This is a genomic window from Streptomyces violaceusniger Tu 4113, assembly GCF_000147815.2.
Lineage (GTDB): Bacteria > Actinomycetota > Actinomycetes > Streptomycetales > Streptomycetaceae > Streptomyces > Streptomyces violaceusniger_A.
The window spans coordinates 1,252,110-1,266,722 of record NC_015957.1 but is presented as its reverse complement, the minus strand read 5'-3'; the positions used below and the strand labels follow the sequence as shown (position 1 = coordinate 1,266,722).

Sequence of the window (14,613 nt, the reverse complement as noted above, 5' to 3'; positions counted from 1 at the left end):
AGAGGTGCTCATCGATGACGCAAGTCGAGCGGCAGGCGTGGGACGTGGTCGTGATCGGCGCGGGCGGCGCCGGGCTGCGGGCCGCGATCGAGGCCCGCGAGCAGGGCATGCGCTGCGCCGTCATCTGCAAGTCGCTGTTCGGCAAGGCCCATACGGTGATGGCCGAGGGCGGCATCGCCGCCAGCATGGGCAATGTCAACGAGCGCGACAACTGGCAGGTGCACTTCCGCGACACCATGCGCGGGGGCAAGTTCCTCAACCACTGGCGGATGGCCGAGCTGCACGCCCAGGAGGCCCCGGACCGGGTCTGGGAGCTGGAGACCTGGGGCGCGCTCTTCGACCGCACCCCGGAGGGCAAGATCTCCCAGCGGAACTTCGGCGGCCATGAGTACCCCCGCCTCGCCCATGTCGGGGACCGCACCGGACTGGAGCTGATCCGCACCCTCCAGCAGAAGATCGTCTCCCTGCAGCAGGAGGACAAGGCCGAAACCGGCGACTACGAGTCCCGGCTGAAGGTCTTCCAGGAGTGCACGGTCACCCGGATCGTCAAGGACGGCGACCGGGTCGCCGGGGTCTTCGGCTACGAGCGCGAGTCGGGGCGTTTCTTCGCGATCGAGGCCCCGGCCGTGGTGCTGGCCACCGGCGGTATCGGCAAGTCCTTCAAGGTGACCTCCAACTCCTGGGAGTACACCGGCGACGGCCACGCGCTGGCGCTGCTGGCGGGCGCTCCGCTGATCAACATGGAGTTCGTGCAGTTCCATCCGACCGGTATGGTCTGGCCGCCCTCGGTGAAGGGGATCCTGGTCACCGAGTCGGTGCGCGGCGACGGCGGGGTGCTGCGCAACAGCGAGGGCAAGCGCTTCATGTTCGACTACATCCCGGACGTCTTCAAGGAGAAGTACGCCCAGTCCGAGGGCGAGGCCGACCGCTGGTACGAGGATCCGGACAACAACCGCCGACCACCCGAGCTGCTCCCGCGCGACGAGGTGGCCCGCGCCATCAACGCCGAGGTGAAGGCGGGCCGGGGCTCCCCGCACGGCGGGGTCTTCCTCGATGTGTCCACCCGGATGTCCCCTGAGGTCATCAAGCGGCGGCTGCCCTCCATGCACCACCAGTTCAAGGAGCTCGCGGACGTCGACATCACCGCCGAGCCCATGGAGGTGGGCCCGACCTGTCACTACGTGATGGGCGGAGTGGACGTCGACCCGGACACCGCGGCGGCGACCGGGGTGCCCGGTCTGTTCGCCGCGGGCGAGGTCGCGGGCGGGATGCACGGCTCCAACCGGCTCGGTGGCAACTCCCTCTCCGACCTGCTGGTCTTCGGGCGCCGCGCCGGGCTCCACGCGGCCCGCTACGCCCAGGAGACCGCGGCCTCGGGCACCCGTCCGGTGCCGGACGAGACCCAGCTCGACCTGGCGGCGGCCGAGGCGCTGCGCCCGTTCAGCGCCGAGGCCGGTGAGCCGGACGAGAGCGCGGGTCCTGCCGGGCCGCCGGAGAACCCGTACACCCTCCACCAGGAGCTGCAGCAGTCGATGAACGACCTGGTGGGGATCATCCGGAAGGCCGGGGAGATGGAGGAGGCGCTGCACCGGCTGGCCAGTCTGCGGGTCCGGGCGCGCCGCGCCGGGGTCGAGGGCCACCGGCAGTTCAACCCCGGCTGGCATCTGGCGATCGATCTGCGCAACATGCTGCTGGTCAGCGAGTGCGTGGCCCGTGCCGCGCTGGAGCGGACCGAGAGCCGCGGCGGGCACACCCGCGACGACTGCCCGGAGATGGACCGCGAATGGCGGCGGCTCAATCTGGTCTGCCGGCTCTCCGACCCCTCGGGCGGACTGGCGGCACCCGACACCGGACACGGCCAGATCCGGCTGGAGCGGCGCGAGACGCCGCCGATCCGGCCCGATCTGCTGAACCTGTTCGAGAAGGACGAGCTGGTGAAGTACCTGACGGACGAGGAGCTGACCCAGTGAATGCGTACGAGGCCCACTTCCGGGTGTGGCGGGGCGACCAGGACGGCGGCGGTCTGAAGGACTTCCACGTCGAGGTCAACGACGGCGAGGTCGTGCTCGACATCGTCCACCGGCTGCAGGCGACCCAGGCCCCCGATCTGGCGGTCCGCTGGAACTGCAAGGCGGGCAAATGCGGTTCGTGCAGCGCCGAGGTCAACGGCCGCCCCCGGCTGCTGTGCATGACCCGGATGTCGGTGTTCGACCGGGCCGAGACGATCACCATCACCCCGCTGCGGGCCTTCCCGGTGGTGCGGGATCTGGTGACGGACGTGTCGTTCAACTACACCAAGGCCCGCGAGGTGCCGTCCTTCGTCCCCCCGGAGGGGGTGGGGCCGGGCGAGTACCGGATGTGGCAGGAGGACGTGGGGCGGTCGCAGGAGTTCCGCAAGTGCATCGAATGCTTCCTGTGCCAGGACACCTGCCATGTGGTGCGGGACTTCGAGGAGAACAAGGAGGCGTTCGCCGGGCCGCGGTTCCTGATGCGGGTCGCGGAGCTGGACATGCATCCGCTGGACGCGGCGGCCGACACCGGGCTCGACCGCAAGCGCACCGCCCAGGAGGAGCACGGACTGGGCTACTGCAACATCACCAAGTGCTGTACGGAGGTCTGCCCCGAGCAGATCAAGATCACCGACAATGCGCTGATCCCGCTCAAGGAGCGGGCGGTGGACCGTAAGTACGATCCGCTGGTCTGGCTCGGCAACAAGATCCGGCGCCGGGGGCAGTAGCTCCCCTTCGTGTCGCGGGCCCGCCGATGGCGGGCCCGCTGCCGTCAGGGGCCGCTTTCGCACCGGCCGTGGCCCGTCACCAGAGGCTGAGCAGCGCCTCCACCGAGTCCGGCTCCGAGGACCGGCCGTCCGGCAGGGCCAGCTCGAACCAGACGGTCTTGCCGAGCGGGGTCCGCCGGCTCCCCCAGCCCGCGCTGAGCAGCCCGACCAACTGCAGCCCGCGCCCGCCCTCGTCGGTGTCCCGGGCGCGCCGCCGCCGGGGCTGGACCAGACCGCCGTCCCAGACCTCGCACACCAGCGTGCGGTCCAGCAGCAGCCGTAGCCTGATCTCGCCCTCGCCGTACCGCAGGGCGTTCGTCACCAGCTCGCTGACCAGCAGCTCGGTGGTGTCCACCAGACCGTCAAGGCCCCAGGACTCCAACTGCTCCCGGGCCAGTTCGCGGGCCCGGCCCACGGACTGCGGGGCGCTGGGAAGGTGCCAGTCGCCGACCGACTCGGCCGACAGGCCCTGCACCCGGGCCATCAGCAGGGCGATGTCGTCCTCGCCGTGGTGGGTGTCGAGGGTGCTCAGGACGTGGTCGCAGACGTCCTCGAGGGATCCGGCCGCGGCGTTTCCGCCGTCGGCGCCGTCAGGGGTGTCGAGGGCCGCGCGCAGGGCCTGGAGCCCCTCGTCGAGGGTGTGGTCGCGGGACTCGACCAGACCGTCCGTGTAGAGGGCCAGCAGCGCGCCGTCGGGGAGCTCGACCTCGATCTCCTCGAACGGTTCGCCGCCGACGCCGAGCGGCATACCGGGCGGGACCTCCATCAGCAGGGCGTTCTCACCCGGTTCCACCAGGACCGGGGGCGGATGTCCGGCGTTGGCGAAGGTACAGCGGCGGGTGACCGGGTCGTAGACGGCGTAGACGCAGGTGGCGAGGTAGACCTCGGTCAGATCGGAGGAGTCGTCGGCGGCCTTGCCGCGGGCGCGCGATCCCGGCCGCGCGCCGGAGTGCGAGCCGCCCGGTGTGCCGAGGCCGAGGGCGATCTCGTCCAGCGCGGAGAGCACCTCGGCGGGCTCCAGGTCGAGCAGGGCGAGGGTGCGTACGGCGGTGCGCAGTTCGCCCATGGCCACGGCGGCGCGCAGCCCCCGCCCCATGACGTCGCCGACCACCAGCGCGGTGCGGTGCCCGGGCAGCTCGATCACGTCGAACCAGTCGCCGCCCACCTCGGTCGCCGCGTTCCCCGGCAGATAGCGGCAGGCGATGTCGAGCCCGGCGGCCTCCGGGTCGCCGGGCGGGAGCAGGCTGCGCTGCAGTATCAGCGCGCGTTCATGTTCTCTGCGGTACAACCGGGCGTTGTCGATGCTGACGGCGGCGCGGGCGGCCAGCTCGACGGCGAGCGCGCGGTCCCGTTCGCCGAAGGGCTCGCTGCCCTTGGTACGGGAGAATTGGGCGAGGCCGACGACGGTGTCGCGGGCGACCATCGGCACCACGAGGGTGGACTGGAGCATGGCGCCGAGCTCCAGGCTCTCACTGCCGTCCCGGCCGGGGACGACCCGGACCTGGGCGGTGCGCAGGGCGTGGGCGCACAGGGAGTTGAAGGGGTAGCGGTGGACCTCGCCGACCTGGATGGGCTTGGGGTCCTCGGCGGTGTTGACGCGGCAGATGTCGCCGAAGGGGACCGGGCCGTCGGAGACCGCGCTGGCGAAGGCGACGCGGCGCAACTCGGCGCTGCCGTCGGCGAGTCCGGGCGGGGTCTCGTCGCCGGAGAGCAGCCCCTGGTAGAGGTCGACGGAGGCCAGATCGCAGAACTGCGGCACGGCCACGTCCAGCAGTTCCCGGGCGGTGGTCTCCAGATCGAGCGAGGTGCCTATTCGGGCCCCGGCCTCGTTCAGCAGCGCCAGATTGCGCCGTACGCCCGCGGCCTCCTGTTCGGCGCGGCGGCGGCCGGTGACGTCCGTGGCCAGTCCGGCGATGCCGATGGGGCGGCCGGAGCCGCTGTGCAGCCGGTAGAGCGAGACCGACCAGCGGCGGCGGTCGGTGCTGCCCGGAGTCTGGCCCATGAGCGGCATATCGGTCAGCGCCTGCCCGGAGTCCAGGACCTGGCGCAGGGCGGCGGCCAGCCGGTCGGCCTCGCCGCGCGGCAGCAGATCGTGCGGGGTCACCCCGCGGTATTCCTCGGTGGGGCGGCCGAAAACCTTCGCAAAACGCTCATTGACCCGGAGCATCCGCAGATCGGTCCCGAAGAGGAAGAAACCGAGCGGAGATTGACCGAAAACGGCCTGTGAAGAAGCAAGATCAGTTTCCAGCCCGCGCAACGCACTGACGTCCACCGCGATACAGAGCGCGGCCCGCTTCCCGTCCTCATCCTGAGCGGGCATCACATAGACCTCGGCGATGCCATGCCCGCTCGGCGCCTGGGGGCTACGGTAGGGAACCAGCCCGGTCCACTCCCGGCCGTCCAGGATGTCGGCGACCGCGCGATGGCCGGTCTCCTGGTACTCGGGCGGTACGAACGCCTCCACCGGATCCTTGCCGATGGCCTGGCGCGCCGTCAGCCCCAGTAGTTCCGCGGCCCGTTCGCTCCACTGCGCGATCCGGCCGTCGGACCCGAGCGCGAAGGAAGCGACCTGGATGTAGTCATAGATCGAGCCGGGCGGGCTACTCTGCCACACCGCCGACATCGAGGACATGGGCGACATGTCCGGCACCGAAGACCCTTGTGACACCGGCGACACCTGCGAACCAACCGTCTCCTCGGGGATATCAGCCCCCGCTGGCTTCTCGCTCATGCGCCCGTCCCCTCCGGCTCAGGTGCTCCGACCGGCTTCAGATAGCCGAGTATCCAGCACATCGGCCATCCCGAGTACGGTCTTCACGATCACAGCACTATCTCAGCCCGCCATCGGTTTCCGTCCCCGCTTTTGGTGAAGCGCTCATGATCAGCGCTCCCCCTCACTCCTAACCAGGTGGAGGCGGCTCGAACCCCATGGATTCTCCCTGTACGAGACCTCGAACGGGTCCCGCGCGGGACGATCTCAAGGGGTGCGCGGAGGGGCGCCCTCGGTGCCCTGCCCGGCACGCTGCTCGGGACCCTGTTCGGGGCCTTGCCCGGCGCCCTGCTCGCGGTCTTGCCCGGCACGCTGCTCGGCGCCCTGCCCGGCGCCCTCGGCCGCGCGCAGCCGGCGGACCGCCTCCGCCACCGCCGGCCGGTCCTCGTCCAGCCAGTCGACCTCGTCCACCCGGTCCGGGGGGAGCCAGCGCAGCTCGTCGTGGTCCTCCAGCGGGCGCGGCTCACCGGAGCGCAGGGCCGCGGTCCACACCCGCAGCACATAGCCGGGTTTCAAGGGCCACTCCCCCGGCAGCGGTTCGAGCGGCTCGACCTCGACCCCGAGCTCCTCGCGCAGTTCGCGGACGAGCGTCTGCGGCGGGGTCTCCCCGGGCTCGGCCTTGCCGCCGGGCAGCTCCCAGCGGCCGGCGAGCTCGGGCGGGGCGCTGCGCCGCGCGGCCAGCAGCCGCCCCCGGTCGAACACCGCTCCACCCACCACCACACGCACGCTCATGCGCCGCACCTTAGCCTGCCTGGCCTGCGCCGATACACACCCGGGCCCCGAGGCGGACGCCCCGGGGCCCGGGTGTGCAGGTATTCCTGCGGATGGGCCGGATTCCGGTGGACTGGCTCAATTCCGGGAAGACTGACCGAATTCCTACGGGCTGGCCCATTCCGGGGGCTGGCCGGATCCTTACGGACTGACCCGAATCCTGCGGGCGGGCCCGGCACTTGTCCGCCGAGCCGATTCCCGCGGGCCAACTGGACCGGCCGGCCGGACTGACTGACGACCTAGCCGGACTGACGGGACGCGGCGGTCCGCTCGACCACGTACAACTGCTCCTGGCCCTGGCCCTCCAGGCGGTCGGCCACCTCCTGGGCCTCCGTCCTCGTGGCGTAGCGCCCGACGCGGTAGCGGTTGCCGTTGGTGTCCTGGCGGATCACGAGCCAGGGCAGCACAGCGTTCCCGTCACTCATCTCCCCGCCCTCTCCGCTGTGGCCCGCCCGGGCGTACGCCCCCGCGACACCATGAAGGAAATCCCGATCCGCATATGCCCGAGCCTACGCCCTACCTTCACGCAGCGGATACGTGTTCTTACAACGAGGCACTCATCCGGCCATGTCTCAGACGTATGCCCTCCGTATGTCCTCGGACGTATGCCTCAGACGCGCGCGTCGGCCTTCGCCCGGCCGTCGTCCTCGCTGCCCTCGCCGTCCTCACCGGCCGGGGCGGTGCCCAGCTCGCGCTCGGCCTCCAGCAGCGTCGGATTGCGCCATGCGCTGCGTACGCCCCAGACGTAGAAGGCCAGCCCGATCAGGGCGACGACCAGGATGTCCCAGCCGCCCGGCAGATAGCCGCGGCCACCGAACTCCTTGCCACCGGCCCACGACACCGCCGCCATGACCAGCAGATACGTGACCATCCAGGCACCGGCGGCCAGATGCGGCCGAAGCTGCGCCCACGGCTTGCGCAGCTCGTACCACGCCCAGATCGGCAGCCCGATCGCCATGATGAAGATGACCTTGCCGGTGAGCGGCCAGCGGGCCCAGTACAGCACCAGCGAGCCGAAGACCATCGCGACCGGCGCGATCACCGGCATCGCGCGCAGCTTCACCGGACGCGGCAGGTCCGGGGAGAGGCGGCGCAGCGACATCACGGCGACCGGACCGGTGATGTACGAGATCACGGTCGCGACGGAGACGATCTCGGCCAGCGAGCCCCAGCCGCGGAAGACCGCGAGGAAGATGAAGGCGATCCCCAGGTTGAGCAGCAGCGCCGGACGCGGAATGCCGGTCTTGGGGTCGACCTTGCCGAAGATGCTCGGCAGATGGCCGTTCTCCTGGACGCCCTGGATCATGCGGGAGGTGGTGGCCGCGTAGATCATGCCGGTGCCGGACGGGGAGATGAAGGCGTCGGCGTACAGCAACATCGCCAGCCAGTTCAGGCCCCAGGCCAGGGACAGATCGGCGAGCGGGGAGTTGAAGGAGAGCCCGGACCAGCCACCGTGCGCCAGATCCGCGGCGGGGACGGCGGTCAGGAAGGCGATCTGCAGCGCGACGTAGATCACCAGCGAGATGAGGATCGAGCTGATGACGGCCTTGGGCAGCGACTTCCCGGGGTTGCGGGCCTCACCCGCCATGTTGAGCGGCGACTGGAAGCCGTTGTAGGCCCAGACGATGCCGGAGACGGCGACCGCGGTGAACACGGAACTCCACCCATTGGGGGTGAAGCCGCCATGGCCGGTGACATTGCCGGTGTCGAAGTGCGACAGCAGCAGGGCCCCGGCGGTCAGGGTCGGCACGACCAGCTTGAAGACGGTGATCGCGGTGTTGGTCTTCGCGAAGAGCGTGATCGCGAACCAGTTGAGGAAGAAGTAGAAGAGCAGCAGCACGGACGCGAGGGCGACACCGCTGCCGGTCAGCTCCTTCCCGTCGTACAGCGCCTTGGCCCAGCCGAAGTCCCAGGAGCTCATGTACTGCACGGAGGCGGTGGCCTCACCGGGGATCACGGAGACGATGGCGATCCAGTTGGCCCAGGCGGCCAGATATCCGGCCAGCGAGCCGTGGGAATACTGGCCGTACCGGACCATGCCGCCGGCCTTGGGGAACATCGAACCCAGCTCGGAGTAGGTCAGGGCGATGGTCAGGGCGACGGCGGCGCCGATCACCCAGGCCAGGATGGCGGCGGGCCCGGCCAGCGCGGCGGCGCGCTCGGCGCCGAAGAGCCAGCCGGAACCGATGATCGACCCGAGACCCACGGCGGTGAGGGCCACCGGTCCGAGTGACCTTCGATAATGCGAGTGGGAACCCTGCTCCGTGCTCAACGTTCCTGGCACTCCCTTCGCCCCCCGACGACCGGACACAAACCGATCCATCGTAAGAGCGAAATGGAAGATCGCCTTCCAGTAACCCCTTTCACCTGCGCCGATGTGAGTTTTGCAACAACGGACGCTGGAACCGCGCTCGGGTTCTGGGGGGCGGGAACCAGGCTCAGGAGCGGTGAACGGGGCCAGGGGGTCAGGAGCCCTGAGCGGGACCGGGGGTCAGGAGCCGTGAGCGGGACCGGGGGTCAGGGGCCATGGGCGGGGTCCACGATCAGGTGCCGGTGGCCGAACGCGTACGCACGGTGGGAAGCGGCATCAGCACCGGCTCGCCCGTGGGCGCCTTACGGCAGACATCCCCGCACTCGGCGTCCAGTGAGCAGCACAGCGAGCAGACGGCCCCCGCCCGCACCGGGCAGTCGGCGATGTCCGGCAGCTCGTACGCCGTCTGGCACGAGGCGCAGCGGTGAGTGGCGGTGATGTCCGGGACCTCGACACCGGGCCCGTTCACCGGGTTCCGCCGGGCCAGGTAGTAGCGGCCCCCGGTGAGCCAGGCCAGCAGCGGGCAGAGCACCAGCGCCAGACCACAGGCGATGAAGGTCGAGAACGCCTCAGCCACCTCCCCGAAGGCCCCGAAGAAGGCGATGATCGAGACCGTCGAGGCGATCACCATCGCACCGAATCCGGCGGGGTTCACCGGATGCAGATACGCCCGCTTGAACTCGATGTACTCCGGGCTCAGCCCGAGCGGCTTGTTGATGACCAGATCGGCGGCGACGGCGGCGATCCAGGCGATGCCGACGTTGGAGTAGAAGCCCAGCAGCTTGTTGAGCGCCGCGAACATGTTCATCTCCATCAGCGCCAGCGCGATGGCGAGGTTGAGGAAGATGTACCAGACCCGGCCGGGGTGGCGGTGGGTGACCCGGGAGAAGAAGTTGGACCAGGACAGCGAGCCGCTGTAGGCGTTGGTCACATTGATCTTGATCTGGGAGACCACCACGAAGAGCGCGGCGGCGGGCAGCGCGACCGAGCCCAGCCAGGGCTTCAGCGCCTCGATCTGCGGGGCGATGGGCTCCAGCGCATGGGTCTTGCCGACCGCGCCCAGCGCCACGAACGCGAGGAAGGCGCCGCCGATCTGCTTGGCCGCGCCGATGACCACCCAGCCGGGGCCGGCGGCCAGGACCGCCAGATTCCAGCGCCGCCGATTCTCCTCGGTCTTCGCGGGCATGAACCGCAGATAGTCGGCCTGCTCACCGATCTGCGCGATCAGCGAGAGCGCGACACCCGTGCCCAGGCCGTATCCGATCCAGTCGAAACCGGAACCCGCGCCCTCGGTCCCGCCGAAGGAGGCGAACGCGCCCCAGGAGTCCGGTGCCTCGAAGGCCAGCACCACGAACGGCAGGGCGAGCCCGATCAGCCAGATCGGCTGGGTCCACGCCTGCACCTTGGCGAGCGCGCCCATGCCGCGGAAGACGATCGGGATCACGATGAGGGTGGTCAGCAGATAGCCGACCGGCAGCGGGATATGGAGGGCCTGGTGCATGGCCTGCGCCATGATCGAGCCCTCCAGCGCGAAGAAGATGAAGGTGAAGCTGGCGTAGATCAGCGAGGTCAGCGTCGAGCCGAAGTAGCCGAATCCGGCACCGCGGGTGATCAGGTCCATGTCCAGGCCGTAGGTCGCACAGGCGCGGGCGATGGGGATACCGGTCAGGAAGATGATCGTCGCCGCGGTGAGGATCGAGGCGATGCCGCTGCTGAAGCCGTAGGTGAAGACGATGGACGCGCCGATGGCGAAGTCCGCGAGATAGGCGATCCCGCCGAGCGCCGTCGAGGCGACCATGGTCGGCGACCAGCGGCGGTAGGAGTGGGGTGCGTAGCGCAGCGAGTAGTCCTCGCGGCTCTCGTCCGCCGCGAGCCGGGCGTACCCGCGCCGAGGGGCCGCTGCCGCGGACGCTCCCGCCTCAGGTGCGGCCGTATCGACCGCATCGACCGTGCCGACCGCATCGACCGCATCCGTCATACCGGCTTCCCCTGTCGCTCGGGCCGTTCCGTTACGACCCAGGAAGCTAGAAGCCGCAGGTGACGGGCGGCGGCGGTGCGGCATTGCCGGGCCGTTACGACGGCGGGGAGGCGGTTAACTCGCGGTAAGACGCGCCGGGACGGGCCGCCCGACTATCGGTGAACGGTGACGGGAACGGCAAACACTGCCGGAGACGCCAAGCACCAAAAGGCCAAACGAAAGATCACTTCACCGGCAGCCGATAGGCGACCCGATAACGCTCGGCGAGCACCACCACATCGGCGGTCTCCACCGGACGGCCGCCCGCGAAGTACGTACGCGAGGTGACCAGCACCCAGTGCCCCGGCACCCCGCCGAGCGCCAGCACCTCCTCGGCCCGGCCGGGCCGCGCGCCGACCTCCTCCGCCACGTTGTCCACCACCAGATCGAGGGCGGCCATCCGGTCGACGACCCCGCGCCCGGCCAGGGGCCCCTCCTCGGGCAGCATCACGGGCGTACGGCCGGTGACGGCGAGCGGCTCCCAGGAGGTGGAGAGCATGACCGCCTCCCCCTGCGACTGGAACACATAGCGGGTGCGCATCACCCGCGCCCCCACGTCGATCCCCAGCCGCCCGGCGGTCTCCGCCCCGGCCTCCTCCTGCTCACTGTGGGCGTCCCAGCTCCCGAGGACCCGCTCATCGGCCTGCTCCTGCCGGAACGGCGTGGCCTCCCCAGCGGCATGAAACCCACCCCGCACCACCCGCCGCGGCACCGGCTGGGCCCGCACATACGTCCCCGACCCCGACCGCCCCTCGACCAGCCCCTCGGCCATCAGCACCTTGCGAGCCTCGAGCGCGACGGTGTCCGAAACCCCGTACTCCTCCCGGATCCTGGCCTGAGAGGGGAGACGCGCATGCGGTGGCAGCTCACCCCCGGCGATCTTCTTCCGCAGATCGTCGGCGACGCGGAGGTATGCGGGCTGGTCACCAAAGGCCACGTGCACTCCCTGGGTTGACAGGGAGCCACAGCTTGGCAACCCAGCGTTGTCGATTGCAACTCAAGGCCATAGCTTCACTAGAAGTGGTGAACTGCAGCTCAGAGACGTTTAACTCGCCCAAAGCCCGCTGAGCTGCCCAACCCCGCCCACCGCCCCGCCCTTTGCAACCGCGACGCACTTTCGCCCCGTCAGCTCACGCTCTTCTCGATCGCCTCGAAGATGTCCGCGTCCGTCTCCTTCTGCCAGTCGGGGAGATCAGCCCAGTCGGCCACGTACCCCGGCTTCGGATCCTCGAAGTGCCGGTACATCTACGCGATCCAGCACGTCGCGACGAAGCGGCCCTTCTGCTCACGCGTCAGGCGCGACGCATGCCCACCACTCAGCTCGAGGAACTGACGCACCTGCTCACAGACCGCGCCGGCGGCCTCCCGCTCCCACTCCGGGGTGTCCTCCCAGGGCGTCACATAGCCGGGCTTGGGCTCACCGGGGAAGTGCCGATGCACGCCCGCGATCCACGCCTCACGGAACAGCCGCGCACCTTCGGTCTGCGACATATCCATCCCCTCCGTCACGTCGCACTCAGCGCCTTGATCTCGGCGTCCAGATTCGCGATGCGCCTGTCACGAGCGAGTGGGCCGAACTCCGAACGCAGGGCTTGGAGTCTACGGGCGACATAGCCGGAGGAGGATTCTCGCGCCAGGTGGAGCGCCTCGCGGGCGTACGCGACCACCTGCTCCGGGTCCTTGCGCCTGACTCCGACGGCGGCCTCCAGGAAGCCAGGCCCCAGGTCGTCGCCGCGCCGGAGCCGGGGCACATCGGAACACTGATCGTGCGGGCGGCGCGGGGCCGGCCTTGATCTCCGCCGAGCGGGTCCCGGCGGCCGCTAGTCTCCTGAGCAGCAGCCGCCGAAGCGTAGGGATCGCGATGGACGACGAACCGCTCGCCTGGGAGCCCCGACGCGTGGCGCCCAGGCCCGTTCGCCGCATCTCACGGGTGCTGACCAGCGTCGTGTTCATGGCGCTGTGCGTCGCCGGCTGCACCGGTGGGGCCGGGGCGCAGGGCTCGGCCGGAGGGTCCCGGGCCAGGGCGGGCACCGCAGGAGTCGGCGACGCACTCTTCCCCCGGCTCGGCAACGGCGGCTACGACGTGCGGAGCTACCGCCTGGCCCTCGACTACACACCCGGCTCCCGCCGCCTGAAGGGCACCGCCCGGATCACCGCCCGCGCGGATCGCGCCCTGAGCTCCTTCCACCTCGACCTCGCCGGGCTGCGCGTCCGGAAGGCCACGGTGAACGGCCGCCCCGCCAAGGCCGCCCGCAGCGGCACCGAGCTGGTCCTCACCCCCGCCTCGGCCCTCCCCAAGGGGCGCGCCTTCACGGCCACCGTCGTCTACGACGGCGAGCCGAAGACCCTCACCGGCGAGGACAGCGGGAAGGAGGGATGGATCCGCACCGACGACGGCGCCGTGGCCCTCGGCGAGCCGACCGGCTCCATGACCTGGTTCCCCGGCAACCATCACCCCTCCGACAAGGCGGCCTACGACATCGCCGTCACCGTCCCCGAGGGCTACACCGCCGTCTCCAACGGAGAGCTGACGGCCCAGCAGACCCGCGACCGCCGCACCACCTTCCGCTGGCACATGGGCGAGCCCATGGCGAGCTATCTGGCCACCGTCACCATCGGCCGCTTCGACGTCCGCACCACGACCACCGGCACGGGCCTGCCCGTCTACGTCGCCGTCGACCCCACCGAGGCCAACCGCGCGAAGCACATCGCCGACCAGGTCGACGACGTCATCACCTGGGAGAGCCGCACCTTCGGCCCGTACCCCTTCTCCTCCACCGGCGCGGTCGTCGACCATCTGCCCGGCCTCGGCTACGCCCTGGAGACCCAGACCAAGCCGTTTTTCGACGCGGCCCCGGACAAGACGCTCGTCGTGCATGAACTCGCCCACCAGTGGTTCGGCGACTCGGTCACGCCCCGGGTCTGGAAGGACATGTGGCTCAACGAGGGCTTCGCGACCTACGCCGAGTGGCTGTGGGAGGAGGACCACGACGGCCGCACCGCCCAGCAGATCTTCGACGACTTCTACGACGGCACCGACAACGAGAGCGAGGGCATCTGGGACTTCCCGCCCGCCGACCCCCCGAGCGTCGCCAGCGTCTCGGACCCGCCCGTCTACGGCCGCGGCGCGATGGTGCTGCACCAGCTCCGCCGGGCCGTCGGCGACAAGACCTTCTTCTCCATCCTCCGCACGTGGCTGGGGGACCACCGACACGGCAACGCGGACACGAAGCAGTTCATCGAGCTGTGCGAACGCAAGTCCGGCAAGGACCTGACCCGCCTCTTCGACGTCTGGCTGTACGGCAAGGGCAAGCCGAAGAATCTGTGACGGCAGGGGGAGGCAACGCCTCCCAACGCCCGAAACCGCTACGGTTGACTCATGACCGCCCTCCCCGATTGGATGCGCCCGCCCCGCCCCGAGGGCTGGTTCGCAGATGATCTGGACCGCTTGCCGCAAGCACCCCGTCATACCGAGCTCATCGACGGAGCACTCGTTTTCATGATGTCCCCGCAGAGGTGGTGGCACGGCCACCTCGTCACGATGCTCACCGTCGCGCTCATGGAGCAGGTGCCCGCAGGGGCGAGGGTCGGCCGCGAGATGACGGTCAAGCTGGATCAGCGCAACCGGCCCGAGCCGGATTTGTTGGTGACGACAGCCGACTTCGACAGGGACCGCACCTGGTTCGCGGCGGATGAGGTGCAACTCGTCATCGAGGTCGTCTCCCCCGAATCGGCCCACCGGGACCGGACGGTGAAGCTCCGCAAGTACGCCGAGGCCGGGATTCCCCACTACTGGTGCATCGAGGACGAGGGTGGGACCCCCGTCGTCCACGTCTATGAGCTCGACGAACCGACCGGTGCCTACGCCCCCGCCGGAATCTTCCGCCACAGCCTCCAGCGGACGGTCCCCTTCAAGGTAAACATCAACCTGGACGACCTCACCCCCGACAAGAGCAGGTGAGACGACG

The 14,613-nt window shown here is 70.0% G+C and carries 10 protein-coding genes and 2 pseudogenes; 4 read left to right on the top strand and 8 right to left on the bottom strand.

Going from position 1 to position 14,613, the window contains the following annotated elements; genetic code table 11:
• Nucleotides 1–14: 14 nt before the first annotated feature.
• The gene (locus STRVI_RS05705; RefSeq protein WP_014054664.1) at nucleotides 15–1,970 is read left to right on the top strand and encodes a fumarate reductase/succinate dehydrogenase flavoprotein subunit; all 1,956 of its coding nucleotides are present in this window, start codon (nucleotides 15–17) and stop codon (nucleotides 1,968–1,970) included.
• The gene (locus STRVI_RS05700) at nucleotides 1,967–2,737 is read left to right on the top strand and encodes a succinate dehydrogenase/fumarate reductase iron-sulfur subunit (RefSeq protein WP_014054663.1); all 771 of its coding nucleotides are present in this window, start codon (nucleotides 1,967–1,969) and stop codon (nucleotides 2,735–2,737) included. Before STRVI_RS05705 ends, STRVI_RS05700 begins: the two co-directional genes overlap by 4 nt.
• A 76-nt stretch (nucleotides 2,738–2,813) precedes the next feature.
• Here STRVI_RS05700 and STRVI_RS05695 read toward each other — a convergent pair whose 3' ends face one another.
• The 8 genes and pseudogenes from STRVI_RS05695 to STRVI_RS05660 all read right to left on the bottom strand — a co-directional run bounded on the left by STRVI_RS05695 (nucleotide 2,814) and on the right by STRVI_RS05660 (nucleotide 12,396).
• Entirely contained in the window at nucleotides 2,814–5,507 is a 2,694-nt protein-coding gene (locus tag STRVI_RS05695; RefSeq protein ID WP_014054662.1) for a SpoIIE family protein phosphatase, read from the bottom strand.
• Nucleotides 5,508–5,882: 375 nt separating this feature from the next.
• A pseudogene (locus STRVI_RS05690) lies at nucleotides 5,883–6,278 on the bottom strand ((deoxy)nucleoside triphosphate pyrophosphohydrolase); the annotation flags it as partial.
• 278 nt (nucleotides 6,279–6,556) lie between these two features.
• A complete protein-coding gene (locus STRVI_RS05685) occupies nucleotides 6,557–6,742 on the bottom strand; it encodes an SPOR domain-containing protein (RefSeq protein WP_014054660.1) in 186 nt (61 codons plus the stop codon).
• Nucleotides 6,743–6,927: 185 nt separating this feature from the next.
• The gene (locus STRVI_RS05680) at nucleotides 6,928–8,640 is read right to left on the bottom strand and encodes an APC family permease (protein ID WP_208949121.1); all 1,713 of its coding nucleotides are present in this window, start codon (nucleotides 8,638–8,640) and stop codon (nucleotides 6,928–6,930) included.
• A 220-nt stretch (nucleotides 8,641–8,860) separates the two neighbouring features.
• Nucleotides 8,861–10,606, bottom strand: a complete 1,746-nt coding sequence (locus tag STRVI_RS05675) for a purine-cytosine permease family protein (protein WP_014054658.1) — start codon at nucleotides 10,604–10,606, stop codon at nucleotides 8,861–8,863.
• 223 nt (nucleotides 10,607–10,829) lie between these two features.
• Nucleotides 10,830–11,582 (bottom strand): GntR family transcriptional regulator, encoded by a 753-nt coding sequence (locus tag STRVI_RS05670; RefSeq protein WP_014054657.1) that lies wholly within the window; start codon nucleotides 11,580–11,582, stop codon nucleotides 10,830–10,832.
• A gap of 188 nt (nucleotides 11,583–11,770) precedes the next feature.
• Nucleotides 11,771–12,136, bottom strand: a pseudogene (locus STRVI_RS05665) (hypothetical protein).
• A gap of 14 nt (nucleotides 12,137–12,150) precedes the next feature.
• Nucleotides 12,151–12,396: a hypothetical protein gene (locus STRVI_RS05660; protein ID WP_050993628.1), complete on the bottom strand. Its 246-nt coding sequence runs from the start codon at nucleotides 12,394–12,396 to the stop codon at nucleotides 12,151–12,153.
• 110 nt (nucleotides 12,397–12,506) lie between these two features.
• Between STRVI_RS05660 and STRVI_RS05655 the strand changes: the two genes are divergently transcribed.
• The gene (locus tag STRVI_RS05655; protein WP_014054656.1) at nucleotides 12,507–13,973 is read left to right on the top strand and encodes a M1 family metallopeptidase; all 1,467 of its coding nucleotides are present in this window, start codon (nucleotides 12,507–12,509) and stop codon (nucleotides 13,971–13,973) included.
• A gap of 51 nt (nucleotides 13,974–14,024) precedes the next feature.
• On the top strand, nucleotides 14,025–14,606 hold the full coding sequence (locus tag STRVI_RS05650; protein WP_014054655.1) for a Uma2 family endonuclease: 582 nt from the start codon (nucleotides 14,025–14,027) through the stop codon (nucleotides 14,604–14,606).
• Nucleotides 14,607–14,613: the final 7 nt, after the last annotated feature.

Coding starts and splice junctions, on each gene's coding strand:
- STRVI_RS05650 (WP_014054655.1), top strand. CDS start 14,025: ATGACCGCCCTCCCCGATTGGATGCGCCCGCCCCGCCCCGAGGGCTGG.
- STRVI_RS05705 (WP_014054664.1), top strand. CDS start 15: ATGACGCAAGTCGAGCGGCAGGCGTGGGACGTGGTCGTGATCGGCGCG.
- STRVI_RS05675 (WP_014054658.1), bottom strand. CDS start 10,606: ATGACGGATGCGGTCGATGCGGTCGGCACGGTCGATGCGGTCGATACG.
- STRVI_RS05695 (WP_014054662.1), bottom strand. CDS start 5,507: ATGAGCGAGAAGCCAGCGGGGGCTGATATCCCCGAGGAGACGGTTGGT.
- STRVI_RS05680 (WP_208949121.1), bottom strand. CDS start 8,640: ATGGATCGGTTTGTGTCCGGTCGTCGGGGGGCGAAGGGAGTGCCAGGA.
- STRVI_RS05685 (WP_014054660.1), bottom strand. CDS start 6,742: ATGAGTGACGGGAACGCTGTGCTGCCCTGGCTCGTGATCCGCCAGGAC.
- STRVI_RS05655 (WP_014054656.1), top strand. CDS start 12,507: ATGGACGACGAACCGCTCGCCTGGGAGCCCCGACGCGTGGCGCCCAGG.